This is a genomic window from Burkholderia sp. L27(2015), assembly GCF_009765705.1.
Lineage (GTDB): Bacteria > Pseudomonadota > Gammaproteobacteria > Burkholderiales > Burkholderiaceae > LMUX01.
Genome location: NZ_LMUX01000008.1, coordinates 222,256 through 245,084, shown reverse-complemented (window position 1 = coordinate 245,084; position 22,829 = coordinate 222,256). Strand labels below are relative to the sequence as shown.

At 60.3% G+C, this 22,829-nt stretch carries 18 protein-coding genes and 2 pseudogenes; 10 read left to right on the top strand and 10 right to left on the bottom strand.

Features of this window, described 5'->3' with window-relative positions; all coding sequences use genetic code 11:
- The first annotated feature begins 127 nt into the window (after positions 1 to 127).
- Positions 128 to 1,306 (top strand): acyl-CoA dehydrogenase family protein, encoded by a 1,179-nt coding sequence (locus GSQ77_RS04145; RefSeq protein WP_254067429.1) that lies wholly within the window; start codon positions 128 to 130, stop codon positions 1,304 to 1,306.
- Between the two features lie 121 nt (positions 1,307 to 1,427).
- Here GSQ77_RS04145 and GSQ77_RS04140 read toward each other — a convergent pair whose 3' ends face one another.
- The 3 genes from GSQ77_RS04140 to GSQ77_RS04130 form a co-directional block, all read right to left on the bottom strand.
- On the bottom strand, positions 1,428 to 3,236 hold the full coding sequence (locus GSQ77_RS04140; RefSeq protein ID WP_254067438.1) for a TRAP transporter large permease subunit: 1,809 nt from the start codon (positions 3,234 to 3,236) through the stop codon (positions 1,428 to 1,430).
- Positions 3,237 to 3,326: 90 nt separating this feature from the next.
- Positions 3,327 to 4,397: a TRAP transporter substrate-binding protein gene (locus GSQ77_RS04135; protein ID WP_158899321.1), complete on the bottom strand. Its 1,071-nt coding sequence runs from the start codon at positions 4,395 to 4,397 to the stop codon at positions 3,327 to 3,329.
- Positions 4,398 to 4,728: 331 nt separating this feature from the next.
- Entirely contained in the window at positions 4,729 to 5,445 is a 717-nt protein-coding gene (locus tag GSQ77_RS04130; protein ID WP_158899319.1) for a glutathione S-transferase family protein, read from the bottom strand.
- Positions 5,446 to 5,785: 340 nt separating this feature from the next.
- On the opposite strand from GSQ77_RS04130, the gene GSQ77_RS04125 reads away from it, so the two are divergent.
- Positions 5,786 to 7,087 carry a polyhydroxyalkanoate depolymerase gene (locus GSQ77_RS04125; RefSeq protein WP_158899317.1) on the top strand — a complete coding sequence of 434 codons (1,302 nt, stop codon included), beginning with the start codon at positions 5,786 to 5,788 and terminating at the stop codon, positions 7,085 to 7,087.
- A gap of 37 nt (positions 7,088 to 7,124) precedes the next feature.
- Here GSQ77_RS04125 and GSQ77_RS04120 read toward each other — a convergent pair whose 3' ends face one another.
- Positions 7,125 to 7,580: a cupin domain-containing protein gene (locus tag GSQ77_RS04120; protein WP_158899315.1), complete on the bottom strand. Its 456-nt coding sequence runs from the start codon at positions 7,578 to 7,580 to the stop codon at positions 7,125 to 7,127.
- Positions 7,581 to 7,886: 306 nt separating this feature from the next.
- Here GSQ77_RS04120 and GSQ77_RS04115 point away from each other — a divergent pair, with 306 nt between their 5' ends.
- Positions 7,887 to 9,980, top strand: a complete 2,094-nt coding sequence (locus GSQ77_RS04115; protein ID WP_158899313.1) for an FUSC family protein — start codon at positions 7,887 to 7,889, stop codon at positions 9,978 to 9,980.
- A gap of 141 nt (positions 9,981 to 10,121) precedes the next feature.
- Here the strand turns inward: GSQ77_RS04115 and GSQ77_RS04110 are convergent, their stop codons facing one another.
- A complete protein-coding gene (locus GSQ77_RS04110) occupies positions 10,122 to 10,457 on the bottom strand; it encodes a hypothetical protein (protein WP_158899566.1) in 336 nt (111 codons plus the stop codon).
- A gap of 395 nt (positions 10,458 to 10,852) precedes the next feature.
- Positions 10,853 to 12,250 carry an MFS transporter gene (locus GSQ77_RS04105; protein ID WP_158899311.1) on the bottom strand — a complete coding sequence of 466 codons (1,398 nt, stop codon included), beginning with the start codon at positions 12,248 to 12,250 and terminating at the stop codon, positions 10,853 to 10,855.
- Between the two features lie 328 nt (positions 12,251 to 12,578).
- On the opposite strand from GSQ77_RS04105, the gene GSQ77_RS04100 reads away from it, so the two are divergent.
- The 3 genes and pseudogenes from GSQ77_RS04100 to GSQ77_RS04090 all read left to right on the top strand — a co-directional run.
- A complete protein-coding gene (locus tag GSQ77_RS04100) occupies positions 12,579 to 14,153 on the top strand; it encodes a methyl-accepting chemotaxis protein (RefSeq protein WP_158899309.1) in 1,575 nt (524 codons plus the stop codon).
- 205 nt (positions 14,154 to 14,358) lie between these two features.
- Entirely contained in the window at positions 14,359 to 14,796 is a 438-nt protein-coding gene (locus GSQ77_RS04095; protein ID WP_158899307.1) for a hypothetical protein, read from the top strand.
- 352 nt (positions 14,797 to 15,148) lie between these two features.
- Positions 15,149 to 15,358 (top strand): annotated as a pseudogene (locus GSQ77_RS04090) (DUF4148 domain-containing protein); the annotation flags it as partial.
- 141 nt (positions 15,359 to 15,499) lie between these two features.
- Here the strand turns inward: GSQ77_RS04090 and GSQ77_RS04085 are convergent.
- Entirely contained in the window at positions 15,500 to 16,084 is a 585-nt protein-coding gene (locus GSQ77_RS04085; protein WP_158899302.1) for a chorismate mutase, read from the bottom strand.
- 99 nt (positions 16,085 to 16,183) lie between these two features.
- The gene (locus tag GSQ77_RS04080; RefSeq protein WP_158899300.1) at positions 16,184 to 16,447 is read right to left on the bottom strand and encodes a hypothetical protein; all 264 of its coding nucleotides are present in this window, start codon (positions 16,445 to 16,447) and stop codon (positions 16,184 to 16,186) included.
- 739 nt (positions 16,448 to 17,186) lie between these two features.
- Here GSQ77_RS04080 and GSQ77_RS04075 point away from each other — a divergent pair.
- A complete protein-coding gene (locus GSQ77_RS04075; protein ID WP_254067428.1) occupies positions 17,187 to 18,308 on the top strand; it encodes a porin in 1,122 nt (373 codons plus the stop codon).
- Positions 18,309 to 18,386: 78 nt separating this feature from the next.
- On the opposite strand, the gene GSQ77_RS04070 is transcribed toward GSQ77_RS04075, so the two are convergent.
- Positions 18,387 to 19,151 (bottom strand): ethyl tert-butyl ether degradation protein EthD, encoded by a 765-nt coding sequence (locus GSQ77_RS04070; protein ID WP_158899298.1) that lies wholly within the window; start codon positions 19,149 to 19,151, stop codon positions 18,387 to 18,389.
- Between the two features lie 291 nt (positions 19,152 to 19,442).
- Here GSQ77_RS04070 and GSQ77_RS04065 point away from each other — a divergent pair, with 291 nt between their 5' ends.
- The 3 genes from GSQ77_RS04065 (at position 19,443) to GSQ77_RS04055 (ending at position 22,509) form a co-directional block, all read left to right on the top strand.
- Positions 19,443 to 20,996 carry an ABC transporter substrate-binding protein gene (locus tag GSQ77_RS04065; RefSeq protein ID WP_158899296.1) on the top strand — a complete coding sequence of 518 codons (1,554 nt, stop codon included), beginning with the start codon at positions 19,443 to 19,445 and terminating at the stop codon, positions 20,994 to 20,996.
- A gap of 39 nt (positions 20,997 to 21,035) precedes the next feature.
- Entirely contained in the window at positions 21,036 to 21,497 is a 462-nt protein-coding gene (locus GSQ77_RS04060) for a hypothetical protein (protein WP_158899294.1), read from the top strand.
- A gap of 85 nt (positions 21,498 to 21,582) precedes the next feature.
- Positions 21,583 to 22,509, top strand: a complete 927-nt coding sequence (locus tag GSQ77_RS04055) for an NADP-dependent oxidoreductase (protein ID WP_158899292.1) — start codon at positions 21,583 to 21,585, stop codon at positions 22,507 to 22,509.
- Between the two features lie 23 nt (positions 22,510 to 22,532).
- On the opposite strand, the pseudogene GSQ77_RS04050 reads toward GSQ77_RS04055, so the two are convergent.
- Positions 22,533 to 22,829, bottom strand: a pseudogene (locus GSQ77_RS04050) (ATP-dependent acyl-CoA ligase); the annotation flags it as partial.

Genomic DNA, 22,829 nt, shown 5'->3' with positions numbered 1-22,829 from the left:
GACGCTTGCGGCTCGGCCTACGACTTCAACACCGCGCGCATTATTATTGCGTCATCCCATTGACTTCCTTTACTCGGTACACTGGAGGTTTTTCGCGTAGCGAGCCCTTTTCCTCATGAACGACAGAATGCATAGCGAAGCTACGGTAGAAGCCCTGCCCGATTTGACCGAATTGCTGAAGACGTTGCGCGATAGCGCGGCGGAGCGCGATCGCCTGGGCGGCCACGCCGTTTTCGAAAAGAATATGCTGGCCGAGGCGGGCTTGCTGATTCTTCCGGTGCCGCGCGCATACGGCGGCGCGGGAGCGAGCTGGCCTGCTATCTACGGTCTGCTGCGGCAGATCGCCCAAGTCGACAGTGCACTGGCGCATTTGCTGGGCTTTCAGTACTTGCAGATCGCGAGCGTCTTGGTATGGGGCGATGAAGCTCAGCGCGAGCGCTATTTGCGCGGGACCGTCGAAGGCAACTGGTGGTGGGGCAACGCCGTCAATCCGATCGATACGCGGCTCATCGCAACCGAGCATGAAGACGGTTATCTGCTCGACGGTACCAAGGGGTTTTGTTCGGGCACGCTTGGCTCGCATCAGATGGTCATATCGGCGCATCACGCCGTTAGCGGCAAGCCGGTGGTGGTCGTGGTTCCGACCGATCGCGAGGGCATTACGGTGCGCGACGACTGGGATCCGATCGGACAGCGCCAGACCGACAGCGGCAGCGTGAGGTTCGAACAAGTCGTCGTGCACGGTGACGAGGTGCTGCAGCGTTCTCCCACCTTCGCGGCCAATGCGCACACCAGCTTGCGCACGCTGGTATCGCAATTGCTGCTGGTGAACCTGTACATTGGGATTGCTGAAGGCGCGTTTGCCGAAGGACGCGAATACGCGCTGAACTTCACGCGTCCGTGGGTGGCATCGGGCGTGGCCCGTAGCGCAGACGACCCCTATGTGATCCAACGCTTCGCCGAGATGCACCTGAAGATCGTGCCGGCGCGCGCGCTGGCCGACAATGCCGCCCAGGCGCTTGAGGCCGCGTGGCAGAAGGGCGCCGCGCTGGATGTGCAGGAGCGTGCTTACTTGGCGTTATCGATTGCCGAGGCGAAGGTGCTCGCGCATCGTGCGGCGCTCGATGTCAGCGAAGGGATTTTCGATGTCTGCGGCGCGCGCGCGACGCATGCCGTGCTTGGGCTAGACCGTTTCTGGCGCAATGCACGCACCCACACGCTGCACGATCCGATCGACTACAAGATCAAGGCGATCGGCCAATTTGCGCTGGAAGGCACGCTGCCCGAAGCCGGTCTCTATACTTGAGCGCGCTGAACTGAGCCCCGGGTTTCGGGGCTCGTGTATCGAGCGTTGATCTGAACTGCGCCCGGAGCTCCTAAGCACCGAGCACCTCAGGCGCCGGTGTGGTTCGTGACTTCTCGCTGCCTCATTGTTTCGGCAGGAATCCGATCGACAGCCACGGGATAAACGCCACCAGCACCAGCGCGACCAGCAGCGCGGCCATATAGCCCCAGACTCGGCCCACTACGCGATCGGGCGAGACCTTGCCGATTGCGCAGGCCGCGTAAAAGCCCACGCCCATCGGTGGCGCGAACAGTCCCATGCCCATCGCCAGAATCACCACCATCGCGTAATGAACGTCATGGATGCCCAGCGTGCGAGCGACCGGGAACAGTAATGGACCGAACAGCACGATCGCGGGTATCCCTTCCAGCACGCTGCCCAGAATCGCAAACGTTACCAGCGATACCAGAATGAAACTGGGTGCGCCTCCCGGAATGCTTTGCATCGCGCGCACCAGCGCCGCGGAAAAACCCGATTGCGTGAGCGCCCAGGCCATTGCGGTCGCCAGGCCGATAATCAGCAGGATCGCCCCGGAGAGCGCAGCCGCATCAACCAGCATCGGATAGATGCGGCGCGGATCGATGCGCTGGCCGCACAGGTGCGTGATCAAAGCGACCACCACGGTGTAGGCCACGCCGATGGTCGACACCTCGGTGGCGGTGGCGGCGCCGTCGATCACCGCGGTTCGAATCAAAATCGGCAACGCCAGCGCTGGCAACGCGATAATCAAGGTGCGCAGCACCGTCTTCAACGGCGCCCGCTTGGCATCAATACTCGGTTCGCGGCGGGCACGCCGCCAGCAAACGAAGCCGATCGCAATCGTGGCCACCACGGCCGGCATCAGACCACCGACGAACAGGGCCGAAATCGATACGCTGCAGACTGCGCCTATGGTGATGAGCACCAGGCTAGGCGGGATGGTTTCGGTCATCGCGCCGGTCGACGAAAGCAAGGCGACCAGTTCCTCGGGCTTGGAGCCGCGCTTTTGCATTTCGGGAAACAGCGCGGGAGCGATGGCTGCCATATCGGCCGCTTTCGAGCCGGAGATCCCCGAAACCAGGAACATGGCGCCGAGCAGCACGTACTGCAATCCTCCGCGCACATGGCCGAGCAGCGCCGCCATGAAATTGATCAGGCTGCGCGCGAGGCCGCTCAACTCGATCAATGCGCCCAGCAGCACGAACAGCGGCACCGCGAGCAGGATCATATTGGACATGCCTTCGTCCATCCGGCTCACGACAATGCCCAGCGGCGCGCTGGTGGTCAACGCCAGATACGAGAGCGTGGCGGTGCCGAATGCGAAAGCGATCGGCACGCCACCCGCAACGCATGCGCCAACGATAAAGACAAAGAAGATCAGCAGGTTGTAATTGCCCAGCGTCGCCAGCAGCGGTTGCGCGAGCCATAGCACCCCGGCCAGCACCGCGACCACGCCCAGGGCGCTCGCGACTTGCCCGACGCTCGAGTGTCTCGCCATGCGGGCGAGCGCCGCGAACAGCATCAAGATGGTGCCGACCACCAGCGACATGCAGCGCAACCCGTCCGGAATTTCCAGCGCGGGTGTGGTGATATCCATTTGGCTGCTGGCATGTTGGACGGCAGGCACGATGACGAGCGCCACGAACACGCAAACCACCAGCGCCCCGAGCGTTTCGAACCATACCCGCCAGCGCTCCGGCAAGCGGTTCACCAGCGCGGTGAGCCGCATGTGCTCGCCGCGGTCGAGCGCGATCACGGCGCCCAGCATCGCCAGCCAACTGAACAGGATAGAGGCGAGTTCGTCGGACCAGGTCAGCGGATTGTCGAGCACATAGCGCGAGACGACACCGGCCAGCAAGATCACCGTCTCGGCCACCATCAGCGCGGCTGCGACGGCCTCCACGACACGCATCAGGATACGCACCAGCGTATTGAACCAGCGGCCCAGCCGATAAGCGGAGGCCGTGCCAGGCGTACCGCTGCGAGTCGTGGACACCGTCATTTAGGCCAATTTCCCCGAGTATTTTTCGAGCAGCGCCCAGGCTTCGTCGCCGAACTTTTTGTGCCAGTCGGCGTAGAAGCCGGCCGACCTCAGCTTGTCACGGAACGGATCCTGATCGATGTCATTGAACTGCAAGCCCTTGGACTGCAAATCGGCTTTCAGCGAATTGTTCAGGGCGAACACATCGGCGCGCTCCTTGACGGCCGCGTCGTTGACCGCGTTGCGCACGATGACTTGCAACTCAGGGGGCAGGCGCGCGAACGATTGCTTGTTGGCGAGGAACCAGAAGCCGTCCCACATATGGTTGGTCATCGCGCAATATTTCTGCACTTCGTAGAGCTTGCCGGTCGCGATCACGGCGAGCGGGTTCTCCTGACCTTCGACGATGTGCGTTTGCAGTGCCGAATACACTTCGGCAAAGTTCACGCTGGTGGCCGACGCGCCCAGCGCGTTGAACATCGAGGTCCACAGCGGGCTGATCGGCACGCGCATCTTGACGCCCTTGAAATCGTCCGGCTTGACGATGGGATGCGTGCTGGTGGTGGTTTCGCGATAACCGTTGTCCCAAATCTTGTCGAACGCAAACAGCGAGGTCTTCGCAATCTCGCTGCGCACGTGTGCGCCGAGGTCGCCGTCCATCGCGCTCCATACCTGGCCGTAATTGCCGAAGGCAAAGCCGATGCCGCTGATTTGCGCCGCAGGCACCAGCGTGCCCAGGATCAACGGCGACAACGTGAAGTAGTCGATCGCGCCGGAACGTACCTGCGACAGCATGTCGGTGTCGCTGCCGAGCTGGTTGCTCGGGTAGACCTGAAAATCGATGCGACCCTTCGATTCTTTGCCGATGCGCGCTGCCATTTCGCGCGCACGCGTGTTCATCGGGTGGGTAGCGGGCAGGTTGTTCGCGTACTTCAGCGTGAATTCCGCGGCATGCGCGCTGGTCAACGGCGCGAGGCCGGTAGCGCAAGCAGCGGCCACCGAGGCTGTCTTCAGAAAGGCGCGGCGCGACAAATGGCCGCTTTTGTCGCCAGCGGCCGGGGAAATCTTCTTCTCATCGATGAAACGGCGCATCAGTGTGTCTCCTGAGGGGATTTATTTTTATGTGCCCGCACCAGCGCTTGAGCCTGGGGACGTTGGCTCGTAGTGCGCTTTTTGTTTGGGCTTTATTGTCGCCGTTTTTTTTTGGTAAAAGCAAGCTCAATGCCGTGGGCATGAACTTTTTGTACGCGTGGTAGGGGCTAACCCCGAGCCAACCCCAGGGCTTACCCGAAGCGCGTGCGTGCTCCAACTCGTGTAGCGAGTGAGCAGCGTGCTGAGTGGATAGGGTAGGGGAAAGAAAGGTACTCGAAGTGATCCGCTAATGACCTGCTGATTACCCGCTAACTATCCGCCAACTATCGGCTTAGAACTCGACATCGAGTTCGTCGATGTCTTCGGTTTCCTCTTGCGCTGCCACGATCCATTCGCGCATTTCAGGCAAGTCGAGAATACGGCGGCAGTAGGCGACGATGTCCGGATCGAGATGCACGTCATAGGTCACGAAGCGCGTGACCACAGGGGCGTACATCGCATCGGCCGCGCTGAGTTTGCCGAAGAGGTAGGGGCCTCCATATGTGGCGAGGCATTCTCGCCATATGTCCACGATGCGTTCGATATCGCCCTGGGCGCGCGACCAGACCTTGAAGTTGGGGAAATGCCCGCGCAGATTCATCGGGAGTGCCGAGCGCAACGAACTGAAGCCCGAGTGCATCTCGCCGCAGATCGAACGGCAATGCGTACGCGCTGGATTGGTGGCCGGCAACAAACCGGCTTTCGGGTACAACTCGTTGAGATATTCGGTGATGGCGAGGGTGTCCCACACCTTGATTTCCCCGTGATTCAGACAGGGCACCAGGATCGAGGGCGACAGCAGCAGGATCTCGGCGCGCGCGGCCGCGTCGTCGGGAGGAATGGCTATGGTTTCGAATTCGATGCCGCTGAATTTGGCCACGAGCCAGCCGCGTAGCGACCATGACGAATAGTTCTTGCTGCTAATGGTCAGCGTGGTGGTGGTGGCGGATGCGCGTGCGGGTTTGGGCGCGGATTTGGGCTCGGTTGCGGTCGCTGCGGTTTTCGCCATGATATGTCTCCTAGCCCGTTTGGCTGATGGTGATCGAACCGCCATGTGTATCGGCTGTCGTCGTGGATGGGGCCCGCCCAAGTGTAGCGATTCGTCCCGATTGAGCACCGTTGCAGTGCGGTGTTGCACCGGGATATCGCGCCGCACACTCACGCATTGCCGCAAGCCGTTGCTCGGCTTGTCCGGCGTGGAAGGGCGAAGCAGGCATATGGCTACAGCCAAGACTGCGCGCAAGCCGTGCATGAAAGTCGTGCCGCAATATTTATGCCCATTGCCGCCGCTAGTCTCTCTGGCATGGCTATTGCGTCCTTCTAACTAAATTCCTTTTCGGCGGCCGGCTATGAACCTCCTCGCTTATCCGTCTTACCAGGCAGTGGCCGACATGATGCGGCCGTTGCGTTCGCTGGCCGATCTCTCGCGTCTTTCGTTGAATACGTGGCCGGAGCTGGCCGATAGCCCGTTTGGGCGCAACACGCAGGCGCTGTGCGAACTGATTGCGCTGTCGGGCCTTACGCATCATCGGCCGGAATTCGGTATCGATATGTCCACCGACACGACCTACGGCCCGGTTGCGGTAACCGAAGAGATCGCTTATCAAACGCCGTTCTGCTCGCTGCTTCACTTCAAGAAAGACGTGCCCATCGAGCAACCGAGGGTGCTGATGATCGCGCCGATGTCGGGCCACTTCGCGACGCTGCTGCGCGGCACGGTACGCACCATGCTGGCCGACCACGATGTCTACATCACCGACTGGCACAATCCGCGCAATATTTCACTTTCGCATGGGCGCTTCGGCTTCGATGAATATGTGGCGCATGTCATCGCATGCCTCGAAGCCATTGGGCCGGGCGCACACGTGATGGCAATCTGCCAGCCGACCGTGGCGGCGTTGGCCGCGGTGTCGCTGATGGCCGCGGATGATCATCCGGCCCAGCCGGCCAGCATGACGCTGATGGCGGGCCCGCTCGATACGCGAGTGAACCCGACCAGCGTGAATCATCTGGCGAAAAGCAAGCCGATCGAATGGTTCGAGGAAAAATTGATCAGCGTGGTGCCGGCCGGCTTCGCCGGTGCGCACCGGCGCGTGTATCCGGGCTTTGTTCAACTCAGCGCGTTCATGGCGATGAACCTGCAGCGCCACCGCGATTCGCTGGGCGATATGTATCGCGAGCGCATCAAAGGCGATCCTGAAAAGGCCAAAGCGGTGCGCGTGTTTTACGAGGAATACTTCGCCACGATGGATCTGTGCGCGGAGTTCTATCTGGAAACGGTTGAGACGATTTTCCAGAAACATGCGCTGCCGCTGGGTGAACTCACGGTGTTCGGGCGGAAGGTCGATCCCTCACTGATTCGCCGTACCGCGCTGTTGACGGTCGAGGGCGAAAAGGACGATATCTGCGCGGTGGGTCAGACACTCGCAGCGCAAGACATGTGCAGCCGTCTGCGCCCTTATATGAAAAGCCATCATGTGCAGACGGGCGTGGGCCACTACGGCGTGTTCAACGGGCGGCGCTGGGAGAACCAGATCTATCCGCGAGTGCGGGCGGTGATCCACGAGTACGACGCCAGTGCGGTGCCGGCGCAGGTACGTGCACGTCCGGCGTCGGGCTTGCACGAATACATGCTGGCGACGACGCGTTGAATGTCGCGGGGAGGGCCGCGGCTTTAAACCTGCGGCTTCACGCCAACGTCTTGCTCGACCATGGCGTAGGAGCCGGAATTGCGCAAGGGCCCGGCTCCTCGATCGAGGTGAAATCGGCGGGCGAAACAATCTCCAAGTACTCCATATCAGGCGAGTAATCGAAGAGGTAATGCACGATACCGGGCCGCTGATGCACACAATCACCTGCTGAAACCAGGGTTTCCTTGTCCTCATACATGAAACGCGCCCATCCCTTGAGCATGATGACAATGTGAAAATCCGCCTCATGGCGGTGCCATCCGGTGCCTTGCTCTGGTGCAATGTTCGCCTTGACGAGTTGCGCAACGACCTTTCCGCCCGTGGCTGCGGCGATGCCGAGGTCGCGGTAGAGGAAGAAATCCCGCAGGCCATTCTCTTCAAACGCAGTATCGCCGGGGCGCACGTGAGAAAAAGCAGTGGGCGCAGTGAGCGCAGTGTCGACGGTCGCAGTCATGGCAGAACTCCTGGTCGGTTGAACGCCTAAACCTTAAGCATTAATTATTCCAACCGAAAAGCGGGCGAAGCCGTCCGATTCGGGCCCAACCTGAGTCCCGCTCAGAAAAAATCGTTGTTTTGATGCGGTGCAATATTGGAGATTAGGGTTTTCCCTTATAATCCTCTTCATCCGCATGTTTATTTGCGCCTCAAGATGCGCTTCCTAGTGAGACTGGTTCTGACCCTTATGCACGCCGCCAGAAGCCTTTTACCGCGTTCCTCCGAGCGCTGGCTCGAAACTTTCGGGCATGTCGTCGACACGGCCATGCGCAAACGGCCGGCGTGGATGACTTCGTTTTCGATCGCCAATACCAGCCTCTCGGAAGGACTGCGCGCGGCCTGGGCCGCGACCGCGATGCTGATGATTGCGCATCTGCTGCATCGGCCGGAGTTCGCTTGGGCGGCGATCGGCGCGTTCTGGACGTGTCTGGCCGATGCAGCAGGTTCGAACCGGATGCGGCTTGCGTCCATGGGTGGTTTCGCGCTGTTGTCGACGCTTTGGGGCGCCGCCGCCATTTATGCGGCCGCGCATGGCGCCTGGGTGGCGGCCGCCGCGGTGCTGGTGTTCGCGACGCTGGGTGCGTTCGGCCGGATCTGGGGCGCGGCGGTCGCGCAAGTGGCCATTTTATCGGCAACGGCTTGCGTGGTGATGGTCGATCAGCCGTTGCAGCGGCCCGGCGCGGCGCTCGTGCTGTTGGCGGTCTATCTGTTCGGCTGCCTATGGGCGACCGTGTTGAGCCTGGCCTTGTGGCGCATCCACCCGTTCGCGCCCAGCCGTACCGCGCTCGAGCGCAGTTACGCCAGTCTCGCTCAGACATGCCGCGACACCGCGCGTCTACTGGCGCAACCGCGTTTTAGCCGCGCCGAGTGGTCGCAGCATGCGCTGGCTTCACGCAGCCAGGTGAGGGTGGCGCTCGAGAGCGCGCGCACGTGCTTGGCCAAACTGCCACGCGCCCACGCGGCGCGGCGCGAACTGTACGACAGCATGCTGATCGCCTTGTCCGAGGCCGAGCGCATTTTCGGTTATCTGATTGCCGTGAGCGATGCCTGCGAGCGTCGCCGCTCGCAGGTCCCCGAACCGCTGCGCGCAGTGCGCGCACTCAACGCGCTCGCCGAAGTGCTGCGCCGCCATGGCCGCATGCTGGCGAATTCGTCTCAGGAGGGTCAGGCCGAGGTACAGCCTCATTTCCTGTCCCTCGCTGACAAACTCGACCGCGCGCTGGGGGAGTCGCTGCACATGGCGCTCGATGCGCCCGAACTGAAAGCCCGGACAGCTCGGGCAGCCCGGGCGCAAAAAACGACATCCGCGATTTCGGGCGACAGTGTGCTGCAACGCGGCTGGGCGACGTTGCGTCAGAACCTGACATGGCGCTCGATTGGTTTGCGTCATGCGGCACGTTGCGGTGTGACGACGATGCTGGGCTATGTGCTCGTGCACGCGCTGCACCTACCGGTCGGCTATTGGGCCACGATGGCCATACTGCTGATTCTGCAACCATCGGTTGCAACCTCCTGGTCGCGTGGCCTTGAACGCGCAGCGGGCAGCCTTGTGGGTGGGTTGATTGCCGCGCTGATCGCCTCGCTGGTGCATGCGCCGCTGGCGATGGCACTGCTGGTGTTCCCGCTGGTGGCCGCTACGATGGCGTTTCGCTCGGTCAGTTATAGCTTGTTCGTTATGTTTCTTACGCCGACATTCGTGCTGGTGGCCGATTTTACAAGACCCGGCAGCGGCGATTTGAGCTTTGCGTTGGCGCGCGTCGAAGACAATGTGCTGGGCTGTGCGCTTGCGCTCGCCGCGACCTTCCTGTTATGGCCGAGCCGCGAGCCGGTCAAATTCATCGATCGGTTCTCCGATGCGGTGGCGGCCAATCTGCGCTACTTGGCCAATGCATTGAGTTGTCTTGAAGCGCCTGCGCGCGTCAGCGATGTTCCGGTGCTGGAAAATTTGCGCCGCGAAGCGGGCCTGGCCAGCAATAACGCCGAAGAGTCGTTGCAACGCGCGCAATTGGAAAGCCTGCAACGCAGCTCGACCTATCAGTTGGCGCCCACGGCTTTGGCGTTACTGCGCCGGTTGGCGGGGATTTCCACGCGCGCCTGGATGAGCGGGCAAGCGAGTGCCGCCACGCGCGAGGTGGTGCAGTGGCTGGAGGCGGGACATGATGTGTTGCTGGGTGAATTGAGGTCCCATGCGCTGAAGTCCCATGAGCTGAAACCCAATGGACCGAAATCGGGGCAAGTCGCTGGACGAGCGTTGGCAAGCCGACTACCCCCGTTGCCCAAGGGTGAATATTCGGCAGTCGAGCGCGATGCGATTGAGTGCGTGACGCTGCTGGGCGCGGTGATCGACGAGCTTTCCTGATCGGCGCGACCGCCGCGACTGCTGTGACTGCCGCTGCCGCCGTGACCCCATGACGCGAAAAATCGGGCGCCAGCTAAAACTGGCGCCCGATGTCATAGGCGCATCGATCACAGTTAAAAGCTGATCACACGCAAATGCTGATCACAAACACGTACTGATATCAGCCGGTGGCGGCATCGTCGATCCCACTGAGCGATAGCCCACCCACGAACCGGTTCCGGTTTGCGCGGGTCGCACCATGGCGGCCGAGCCACCTGGCGCTTGACCCGGCAACAGCACATCCATCGCTACGTTGCCGGCAATAACCGTTTGTGACGTGACAGGCTGCTGGGATTTGTCCGCCCAGGTCTTGGCGATGCACATCGCTACGTCGGTCGGTGCTCGAGCACTTTGTCCGACTGGAGTGATGTTGACGGGTGGCTGGGACGCGCAAGCGGCGAAAATCAGCGGGACGGCTGCGATCGGTAAAATTTTCACTATTTTCACAGTAGCTCCTTCGGTAATGGCTCACCTCGGCAGTACTTGCCGACGGCGAAGGCCGCCAGGGCGGCGGCAGATAGGAAAAAATTGCTTACCCCGAATTATGGGGACAGCAAATACCGTTCCCGCAGGCGCTCGCCGTGCGATCCGAACGTGTCGAAGCAAGGTGCGCAATGCACCAAAGGGCTTTAAGTACGGGGGAGGAGGGGTAAAACGATACAGCCGATTCATCGCCACTGCGGCGGCGGAATCAACCGAACGGAGGGTCGATCGGTATTTTTCACATGAGAGCGTGGACGCTCCCAGCGGTATTTTTTACCGGGAGAGCGATCACTCTCAGCAGCACATTTCACCGTAACACCGGAAGCGCGCACGCTCCCGGTGGCCGATGCTTAGTGGCTGATTTTTTCCAGCGTAAGGCCCTTGGTGGACGGTCCGAGCAGAATCATGCAGATCCCGACTACCATCGACACGCCGATAAAGGCCGCGACGCCAGGCACACCATAGTTGTGAAGCAGGACGCCGATCGCCAACCCGGCAAAGGCGGCAGCGATGCGGCTCCAGGAATACACGAAACCAATCGCTCGTGCACGCACGCGCGTCGGATACACCTCGGCCTGATAGCTGTGATACGCGTACGACATGATGTTAGCCGACAGCGTGAACAACACACCGAGCACGATCAAGATCCACGGCTCGGACGCTTGCGAGAAGAGCGCGATCACCACGCCCATCGTCACCAGACCGCCCACCACCTGTGTCTTGCGTTCCAGCTTGTCCGCAAACCATGTACCCAGCAGAGGCCCGAACGGATTCGCAATGGCGATGATGAACGCGTACTGCAGGCTCGCCGTGACGTGGATGCCGCGATGGATCAACAGCGTGGGCACCCAGGCGGCAAAGCCGTAGAAGCCGATCACCTGCGCCATGTTGAAAATCGACAAGCTGATGGTGCGGCGCAGATACAGCGGTCCGAAAATTTCCCGCAGCGAGCCGCGTCCTTCTTTTTCGGCTTGCACTTGTTGCGGCACCGGCAACGCCACACCCGTTTCCGCCTGAACCTTGCGCTCGATTTCCGCAACGATGGCTTCGGCTTCCTCGAGTCGGCCGTGGCGGGCGAGCCAGCGTGGACTTTCCGGAATCTTCCGACGCACGAACCACACGGCGATTGCCCCGACCGAGCCGATCAGCACCACCACGCGCCAGTATTCCAGCCCCAGCGGGTGCGTGCCCTCGAGGATGAACGCGAGGAACGCAATGATAGGAACCACTGAAAAAGTGATGAACTGGTTGACCGCGTAGGCGCGACCGCGCTCACCGCTCGGAATCAGCTCGGAGATGTAGGTATCGATCGTCACCAGTTCGATGCCGATACCGATGCCCGAAATGAAACGCCAGATGTCGAGCGCAGCCCCCGAGGTCTGGAATGCCATGATTGCGCTGCACACCATGTACCAGATCAGCGACCACGTGAAGATGAAACGTCGGCCAAACTTGTCGGCGACAGAACCGAATATCAGCGTGCCCACCCACAGACCCGCGAAGGTCGCGAACACGAATGTCCCCACCCCGGCTACCGCCAGCGTCTGCAGCGACGCAAAGAAACCCAAGGACTCGGGCGTGAACAGCCCCGACTTCACCATGCCCGGCGCGATATAGCCGGTAAAGAACAGATCGTAAAACTCGAACACACCGCCCAGCGAGATCAGAATCACCATCTTCCAGATGGTGCGAGATGGCGGTAATCGATCTAGTCGCGCCGCGATCTCCGCCGATTTCTGAGTAGACATATAACGCCTCTTATTTTTTTGAAAGACTTGTAAAAATCAGGGGATTGAATGGAATTGCGCCGTGCGGCCACGCTATAGAAGCACAAAGCGGCAGGCTTGATTAAAGCGGGTACATTGTTAACCGATGGCGCGATCGTTGTCGATAGGGGTAATGCAGAGTAGTTCTATAAAGCGACTGGCGTCCCCAGCGACGATTGCTGTAGTAAGGTGCTGCCGTGAAGTGTCGCTCGAAGTGTCGCTCGTTAAAGTTTCAAGGAATTACGCCGTAACGCAGAGCGAGCCACAACATAAAAACTATCGATCCATACAGTGGATTCCAGGAGAACAAATGGCTGTCTCGATCAAGATGCGTGTCGCCGTCACCATGGCGGTACTCGCTTCGCTGCTTTTGCTTATCGGTGTACTCGGGCTAACGGGGATGAGCGACAGTAACGACGCCAACCGCGACACCTACAGCAACAAGCTGCCCAGCGCGACTTACATCGGCAATGCCGAAATCATACTGGCACGCCAACGAGCAGCGCTGATGCGAGCCGCTCTCGACCCGACCGCGCCCGGGATCGCCGGGATTATCGAAAAATCGAAAGGCTTTGCCGGCCAGTCGCATCAGCAATGGGACAAATACATGGCGCTTGCGCGAGGCGCCGAAGAGGACCGCCTGGCGCAGGTTGTTGCGAAAGATCGCGCTGCCATGGATCAAGCGCTGGATGTGTTCGCCAAAGCCGTCCTCTCCGGGGACCCCAAAGAGATCATGCGTGCGGCGCTAGTGAACAACGATATTTATGCGACCTTTTCCAATAGCAGCGAGGCGCTCAAGCGCTTTCAATTTTCCGCGGCCAAGGCTGACTACGACGCGCAGGAGCATACGTTCCAGTTGTTTCGAATCGTGACGTGGGTATCCATCTGCCTGGGGTTGGCGATCGCGGCCTACAGTTGGTACAGTTTGCGCCGCGCCATCGGTCGACCGCTGAGCGCTGCACTCGAGCACTTCGACCGTATTGCCGCGGGCGACTTGACCCATGCCATCGAGGTGACTTCGCGCGATGAGATGGGGCAACTTCTGCACGGCGTGGCGAGAATGCAGAAAGGCTTGATCAAGACCGTGCGCACGGTGCGAGCAGGCAGCGAGGCGATTGCGACGGCTACCCGTCAGGTGGCAAGCGGCAACGTCGATCTTTCGGCTCGCACCGAGGAACAAGCGGCATCGCTCGAAGAAACGGCGGCGAGCATGGAAGAATTGACCAGCACCGTCAGGCAGAATGCCGACAACGCGCGTCAGGCCACGAGTTTGTCGGCTACCGCGTCGGCCACTGCCGACAAGGGCAGCGCGGTCGTCAAGGATGTCATCACGACGATGGGGCAGATCAACGAAAGCGCAGGCCGGATAGGCGACATTATCAGCATCATCGAAGGGATCGCCTTCCAGACCAATATTCTTGCTCTCAATGCCGCCGTGGAAGCGGCGCGCGCGGGCGAAACCGGGCGTGGCTTCGCGGTCGTGGCGAGCGAGGTTCGCAGCCTCGCGCAACGTTCATCGAGCGCCGCCAAAGAAATCAAGGAGCTGATCGAGCAATCCGTCACACGCGTCAATACCGGTTCCGCGCTGGTCGGGCAGGCCGGCGACACGATGGCGGAGATCCTGAGCTCGGTGAAACGGGTCACCGACATCATGGAGGAAATCTCGGCGGCGTCGGTGGAGCAGAGCGCGGGTATCGATCAAGTTGCCAAGGCGGTGACACAGATGGATGAGGTCACGCAGCAAAATGCGGCGCTGGTGGAAGAAGCGACCGCTGCCGCGCAGTCGTTGGAGGATCAGGCTGTGGCGTTGCGCGATGCCGTTGCGGTGTTCAAGCTGGCGGATGAAAAACACGGGCAGTCTGAAAAGCGGGCCGTTTTGCGGTAGCGGGTGGGGCTGTAGGGTTGCACGGGGCTTCGTGGGACTCATGCAACCGCTATGTCGCGAATCAAATTGTCACGGGTAAACGCTAGGTAACGGCGGTTAGCCTATCTGCAGATGTGCTAACTATGTCGATTTCTCGTCATCCATTTGGGTGGGGGAAGCGTTAAAGACAAATGCACGTAATTTCGTGTCTCTATCGAGGTCTGCCATGAAAAACTCGTTCCTGATGTTCGCAATCGGCGCTGCTTTGGTAACTTCCTCTGCATTTGCGCAAACTGCAGCGCCGGCGGCCCCTGCCGCGGCTGCGCCTTCTGTGACCGCCGTTTGTAAAGACGGAACGCCGTTTTCAGGTACAACCCTCAAGGGCGCGTGCAAAGGACACGGCGGCGTCAACAAGAAAGCCGCGGGCGCGAGTGCGGTCCAGGCTCCGGCTGCTGGCGGCGCGGCTCCAGCGGTTGCGGCCGGCGGGATGAGCCAACCTGCTGCCGGTGGCGGCCCGGGCAAGGTATGGGTCAACACCAAGACCAAGGTTTATCACTGCCCGTCGGATCCGTATTACGGCAAGACCAAAAGCGGCTCATATATGTCCGAAGCCGACGCCAAGAACAAAGGGTTTAGAGCCGATCACGGCAAAGCTTGCCAATAAAGCAAATGGCAGGGAAATAAGCGGGTGCAATAAGCCGGCCGCAATAATCAGCGGCCTGTTAGACGTAATTGCTGTGTGAACGGCAAATGCGTGACAAGTGCACTAGCACGCGCACCAACAAGCGGAATGACGAATAGGGCGGCGACCAACTCTAAAAAGAGACTCGCTGCCCTTTTCAATTCCGGGTTCGATGGATAACACCGTCTGCTTGCAAATTTTGATTATTGCGTTTTCAAAAAGAGTTTAATGCGGGTTAACACCTATGTCTGGCGGGTGTTGTGAATTACCATGACTTCATCGGCAAAGCTTCGGTCAAACGGAGTGCGCCACTCTAAATAATCGAGAGGTCGTCATGAAAAATACATACAAGATGCTCGTAGTTATGGCCGCGTTGCTCTCAGCACCCGTTTTGTCGTATGCGCAATCCGTGGACAACCAGCAGCCCGTGACCCGTGCTCAAGTGAAGCACGAGCTGGCCGAGCTGGAAGCCGCTGGATACAATCCGAATGACTGGTACAACTACCCGCAAAACGTACAAGCTGCGGAAGCCAAAGTCGCCGCTCAGCATCAAGCTCGTGCACTTGCCGAGCAATCAACTGCCGCGCAAGGGTCGTAATTGGTCCGGTGAATCAGGCCGCGGTGTGCCGCGGCCTTTTGTCGAGAACACCACCACCGAGGTGGGAATAAAAGCGGCTTGCCGGTTTTAACTCCGACCGCTCGCACACACGTGGGCGAGTGCGATGCGTAGTGCTGCCGCTCGGCCGCTATCAATGGCTGCGGTGGTTTTCCAGTTCGCCAGGCTTTGCGCCAAACGAGCGCCGCAATCGGGCGCAGTACGCATAACCTGAATCTGCGCCAAAGCCATCAACATCGCGTGTTCGATCCGTTCCTGCTCGGGGCGCACGGTGGTTGCGAGGTCGGGCACTGGACCTTGAGGCGGTGCAGTACGCCATTGCGCATAAAGAGCGTTCTCTACGCTATTGACGGCGTCCAACTGGTCGCCGAAAAACTGGCGCGCAAAATCAACGTTCACACCGTTTTCGGGCGCCCGCTGCGTCAAGCGGGTCAGTGAGGCTTGCTCGTGGACGGGGTCGACGACCGGTTCCTGGCGGGCCCACTTCGCTCGGGCTGCGGGCTCGGCCAACGCGATGCGCCGAGATGCCAAATCGATCACGTTGCTCAAGGCCGGGTCGGTCTGTACCGCCTGTGCTTCGAAACACATCACCATGCCCGACGCGATAAGACTCAAGGCGAGGGCACGAAAGCCCGCTTCTTTCCATGCTTTCATGTGCGTCGAGTCTCCGGCTGTTTTTATTTCAAATTGTCGAGTCCATAGTAACAAAGATGAACGGGGAACCTTGGTATTAAAGGCAAGCCACCGGCTTGCTCACTTCCGCGTCCGAGATGGTGTCTGCTTGCGAAATGAGTGATTACGCTCGATGTCATCCGCCAGCTCCTGGAGCGCGACGGCAGTGCGTTGAACCGTCGTTTCATCTTCCGACACCTTGTGGCGTAACGCTGCATTCAGCGCCCGACGATCGAGAACGTCCGCGATGGCTTGCGCGGGAAGCATGCCTTCCTCGTGTAGCGCTCGAATAAGCGCCATCAACACGAGCATCGTGGGATCTTTGCTGCGTGAAAGTGTATGCATCAATTCGCTCCGTTGATGCTTCGAAGAACGCGGCGCGGCGCCACGATGCGGACAGCCCAGCGACGGCCAGTCCATTGCTTGATGCGTCGAGCGGCTCGCATTCGTAACTTGAGCATCGGCTTCAGGAACAGGGCAGCGCTGTTCGCTCGCGAACACAGATAGAGAAAAGCAGGTCAAAAGCGCTTGCAGGGTATGCCCGATGTTGTCACGGCGCCACGACGCCTGAGAAACGCACGCGCCACATCCCCGTCACACGCCGTCGCGGTGCAAGCCACCAGCGCTGGCGCACAGCCGCCACCACGCGGCACGCCGCCAAAACGTTCGCATGATCCGAATGGCGGGCGGACGTCCTGTTCGCCCGCGTCAAGCACTTACCACGGTCCCATGAACGGAGCCCCCATTTTTTATTAATGCTTGACGGTTAAATTTTTAATAAATATTCTGAATTCAGAATGACCTTTTTGAGTGGAAATGCACGGCCTCGGTTCGAAGCTGGACGGGACAGCATGAACCGTATCGCGCCGTAGAACGAAAGCTACACACAGCGGCGCGGTTCAGTTCGTCAAGCGTAGACGCGGCAGGCAGTAGTCGAATCGGATGGCGCGAGCCCTTCGGTGGGGTAGGGGTAGCCATGCCGGTCGACAGGACGGCATGTTGAATCGGGGCATCGTCTGTCGCCTAGCGTGCGAAGGCGATAACGGTAATCTTTGTAGGCTCAACGACTAAGTTCGAGGTACACGTGAAAAATATTCTCGCAGTATTTTTAGGAGTACTAGGCGTGAGCGGCGGTGCTTACGCTCAGAGCAGTGTGACGCTGTACGGCATTATCGATAACGGTCTGACCTATTCCAATAACCAGGGCGGCCATAGCGCCCTTCAAATGTCAGGCAGTATCTCGCAGGGCAATCGTTGGGGCATCCAGGGGGTCGAGGACCTTGGCGGCGGCAACTCGGCGGTCTTCAAGTTGGAAAACGGCTTCAACGTCAACAATGGCGCGTTTAGCCAGGGTGGCCGCGAATTCGGCCGGCCAGCCTATGTCGGCTTGAGCAGCAAGAAGTACGGTACCGTGACCTTCGGTCGGCAGGATGAGGAAATCGGCGATTACGTGGGTGCACTGTCGGCGAACGCGCAGCTTCCTGGCGGTATTTTGTTCCCGCACCCGGGCGACCTGGACAACAACGGTATCGATTTCCGCCTGAATAATGCAGTCAAGTACGTTTCGCCTGTCATCGGCGGCTTCACCGCTGTGGGCGAGTACAGTTTCGGCGGCACTCCGGGTGCCTTCGCTCTGGAAAGCGCCAAGTCGTTTGCCCTCCAGTACCAGGGAGGCTCATTGACGCTGGCCACCGCTTACACGGAGATCGATCACCCGGCCGCCGCTGTGACCGAGGGCGTGTGGACGCCGACCAACACCGTCGACGGCAACTACGGCATTGCCGCGGGCAACTACCGAGTGGTCGGTGCAGGCGCTCTTTACAAGTTCGGCAGTTTTACGCTCAGTGGCGACTGGACCAATACCCAGTTCTCCAATTTGGATCCGACTCTGGGTGCGAAGATCGGTGGGCACGTCACCTTTAATATCGGTGAAGTTGTCTTGAGCTACCTGGTGACTCCGTCGTTGCAGCTCGGTACTGCCTACAGCTACACCCAAGGCAGTGTCTCGGCAACCGGACAGAAACCGAAGTATCAGGAAGTGGATGCCAGCGCCGATTACTACTTGTCCAAGCGTACTGACGTGTACACGATTGCGACCTACATGCACGCTGGTGGCGGCGCCGTTGCCGACCTTGCGCCGGTACTTGCGCCATCGAGCACGCCCAACCAAGTGGAAGTGCGCGTGGGTCTGCGTGTGAAGTTCTAAACGATCGCCCGGCAGGCCCGACCGGATCGCTAGCCTAAACGCGCGATCCGGTATTGTGCTTGGCAGACGTTGGTGATGTTACGTTGCCGACGCCTGCGCATGCCATGAGCGGCTGACCATCGGGAAGTGAAAGTTCTCACCGGTGAACGGTGGGAACAGCTTGAAGTCGTCTCGCATCGCGTGGCGGACCGGCGACGCCAAGGCCACGTTGAGCGCATCGGGTGAGTCGAACACCACCTTGTTCCGCTGCATCGCTACCGAGCGTGCTGCGGGCAAGTCGCTGCGGTAGTCGACACGCGTGTAGATCTCGATCTGGCGTATGCCTGGGAACTGCGCCATGAGCTGCGGATGGTGATCGACGTAATGCCCGAGCCATGCATTGAAATCGTCGGCCTGGCCTTCGTAGCTGACCAGGTAGGTGCAACGCGTGTCGTCCGATTGGCCCGATTGTTGAGCCCGCGGGTGCGGTACCGGAAAGCGTCGCACCGCCATCACCTGTTGCGAAAGCAGGGTGTCGTTCAATGACGCGAAATGCTGCATACCTGAGGACGCATCCCCCTGCGGATGGAACAACGCATGCAGCGCTCCCCCGCTAACTAGCGTCGCCTCCAGCGCACCGATTTCGTCGAAATAGAATTGCATTGCGCAGCGCGGCGCCGACTCGTCCTTCAAATACGGATCGTTTGCGCCGCCCGGCACCGGCGTATGCAGCACGAGCTGTTTCAGGCCGGGCATGCTCGGCGCCAGAGCGGTGAGCGCCTGCAGGATATCGCCCGCATTGTCGAGGGCAGGTGAGGCCCCGGCCGAGCGTGGCATCGCGGTGATGAAGAGACACACTTCCATAAAAATCTCCTGAAAAGGTCGGGCCGATATTACTCTAGTGAAAAATTTGCGCGTGGGGACGTCAACCCGGCTTGAGCCCGAGGTAAAAATCCCACTTCAATGTGGGTTCGCTCACGCGTTATGTTGCAGTGCAAAAGATGTTTTTATACTTGACGCCGAATTTTTACGCAAATAATCTGAATTCAGAATCGCTAAATGCGAGCTTAGCGCACTTTCCGATCGTGGTATCGAGTCCGTCGTAAGTTTTAAAGCTGGCGCAAACGTGCCCTTTTTCCCCTACTGGAACCCTCCATGAATAGTTTCGAGTTCGATCCCAAACGTCGTCACATGTTGCTGGGCGCGCTAGCCACCGTCGGCGGTACGATCCTTCCCTGGGAGTTCGCCGCGGCTGCGCAGGCCGCCGGCGGAACCAGCGCGCTGAATATCGCCTATATCACCGATGTTCCGACCTGGGATCCGGGCGCGATCACCGTGCCGCAGGCGCAATCGATCTATGAAACGGTATTTGACTCGCCGCTGCGGTATTCGCCGACGCTGCAATTGCAGGCCCGGCAGATCACGGCCTGGGAATGGCAGGACAAGAATGCGCAGCGCCTCGCGGTGACATTGCGCAACGATATTTTCTTTCACGACGGCTCGAAACTCACCACCGCAGACTTGAAGTGGAGCCTGCTCGAACGCCCGGTCTCGGACAAGAAACTGGCCGTGGGCGGCATGTTCAATACGTTGAAGGATATCGAGATCGTGTCGCCGACCAAGGCGGTGCTGGTATACGCGAAGCCGACGCCGGCTGCCGCGATCTACCTCGGCTTTCTGGCCGGTTATATCTTGCCCAAGGACTACATGCAGAAAGTCGGGGCAGACTTCCTGAACAAACCGGTCGGTGCGGGTCCCTACAAGCTGGTCGACTACGAGCGCGGCTCGCGTATCGTGCTCGAAGCCTTCGACAAATACTGGGGCGGCGTGCCGCCGATCAAGAGCATTACGTTTCAGGTGATGCCGGAACCCGCGGCGCGTGTCGCGGCCGTGGAGTCGGGGAGCGCGGGGGTTGCTGTGCAGATTCCGTTGCGCGAGGCGCAGCGGCTTTCGAAGATCCCGGGCATCAACACCAAGACCTATCCGTATTCCGAGATCTATATGCTGCGCATGCCGAACTACGTCAAGCCGTTCGATGACGATAACGTGCGTGCGGCGATGCATTACGCGATCGACACGGAAGCGTTGTCGAAAGCATTCTACGGCGGCGTGGCGCGCCCAATTTCGGTGTTTGCCACACCCGGCTCGCCCGCCGATGTGCCGGGTTTCAAAGTGCCTTTCGACCGCAAGCTCGCGATCGCCGCACTCGCGCGCTCGGGCTACGGTCCGAACAAGCCGGTCAAGGTGCCATTCCTGACGACCAATGGCACGTTCCCCAGCGACTACGACATGGCGCGCGCGATCGCCGGCATGTGGCAGCAAGTCGGCATCCAAGCGGACATGCAGGAAACCACGATGGCGAAGGTCATCAGCGAAATCCAGGCGACCAAGATGAGCGGTGTGCTGCTCTACAGTTGGGCCAACTCGACGGGAGATCCCGAGAACTACACGGGCCGCATCCTGGACCCGCGGCTGCGTTTCTCCGCATGGAAGGATCCGGCGTTGGGCCCGCGCATCGAAGCCTTGATGACCGAAGTCGACGAGCAAAAGCGCATGGAAGGCTATCGCGCGTTGAATCGCGAATCGTCGGAGAAGTCCTGGGGCATCCCGCTGTTGCAGGCCGTGACCACGATTGCGTATCGCAGTAATGTCGAAGTGCAAACGTTCGACAGTGGTTACGTCTTGCCCGCCGAGTACCGATTGAAGTGAGCCGTCTACATAGAATAAAGGGATAAAGGGAGGCAGCCGATGATCGACGCTTATTGTCATAGCAGCAGCATTCTGGTGAAAGCCGACGCGCAACGCGCTTTCCAGTTGATGGCCGACGGCGTGCGCCAGGGGCGCTGGGCGCTCGGTAGTTGGCAACGGCGCGAGGTGGGCCCCGATTTGTTCGTCGGGGTATCGATTTTTACGGGGGCCGAGACCTGGGTGCGCATTCACGCGGACCCCGAGACGTTGACCATCGACTACGATGTCGGTGCGAGCGAGGCGGCGCTGCGCCTGCGTAATGCGGCGCGTGTGTTCGACGGGCCGACCTTGGGCCATGAACCAGGCACCGCGCTCGTGACGCTGTTTACCTGGCGGCTGGCGACGCAAAGCGACGACGCGTGGGCGCAGATCAGCTCGACGCACGAGACGGAAATGTTCCTGATCCGAGCCTTGCTCGAATCGGGCCGCGATGGGTCGGAGGATTTTTTCCCGAAGTCATGAACGGCGATTGTTGGCGGCAGGTTGAGTGGTGGTGAGTGGCAATGAACGGCAGTCGCGGGTCGGACGCTGAACGAGAGATCGATCCATGCATGTAATTGAGTATGCGCAGTACGGTGGCCCCGAAGTCTTGCAGCCGGTGGAACGGCCAGCGCCGTCGGCGGGGCCCGGGCAAGTCCGCGTTCGTTTGCTGGCCGCGGGGGTATCGCCCATCGACGTGAAGCTGCGCGCGGGCTTGTTGCGCGCGCATTTTGCTCTGGCGTTTCCCAAGATTCCAGGTCGCGATGGGGTTGGTGTGATCGATCAGATCGGTGCGGGTGTCACCGGCCTCGCGCTCGACGATGCCGTTTGCGTGACGGCGGACCCGGCGGGCGGGGGCACTTATGCGGACGCTATTGTGTGCGACGCGGCGCGTGTGGTTCGGCGTCCGGTTGGTCTGACCGATGTGCAGGCGGCGGCGCTTTTGCAACCGGCTATCAGCGCATGGATCCCGGTCGTTGAGACTGCACGGATATCGAGCGGCGCGCGCGTGTTGATACACGGCGGCTCCGGTGCGGTCGGCGGCTTGATGGTGCAGCTGGCGAGTTATCTGGGTGCGCATGTCACGGCAACTTGTCGTGCGGCTAATCTCGACTATGTGCGCAGCCTGGGCGCGGAGCACGCGATTGCCTATGATCGCGACGATTTTGGCACGCTGCGCGATCAGGATGTCGTGTTCGACCTGATGGGCGGCGATGTGCATGCACGCTCCTATCCGGTGCTGCGGCGCGGCGGTCATCTGGTCTATCTGGTGGCGCAGCCGATCGTCGACCAAAGCGACGCATTCGGCGTGCACGTGTCGCGTGCGATGATCATCGAGTCGCCCAGAGTGTTGCAGGCGGTTGCCCAGTTGGCGGAGCAGCGGGTATTGCAACCCCAAGTGGCTGGTGTGTATGCGCTTGCGGATGCGGCGGTGGCTCAGCGTGCGTTGGAGCAGGGCAAGGTGACACGGGGTCGCCTGGTCCTGGTGATGTGAGTGCAAGCAATTGAACCGCCTCGCTACCGATCCAGCCGTTTCAGCTTGTAGCCGGCCGCTTCGCGATCCCACGTTGCGGCGCCGATGCCACGTTCTCGCAACGCGAACTTCTGGATCTTGCCGTTGCTGGTCTTTGGCAACTCATCGGTGAATTCGACAAACCGCGGCACTGCAAAATAGGCAAGACGCGGTTCGCACCATTCAATCACTTCGACGGGCGTCAATGTCGCGCCCGGGCGCAGCACGATCATCGCCATCACTTCGTCTTCGGCAAGTTCCGAGCGCACGGCATAGACCGCGACAGTCTCGATCGACGCATG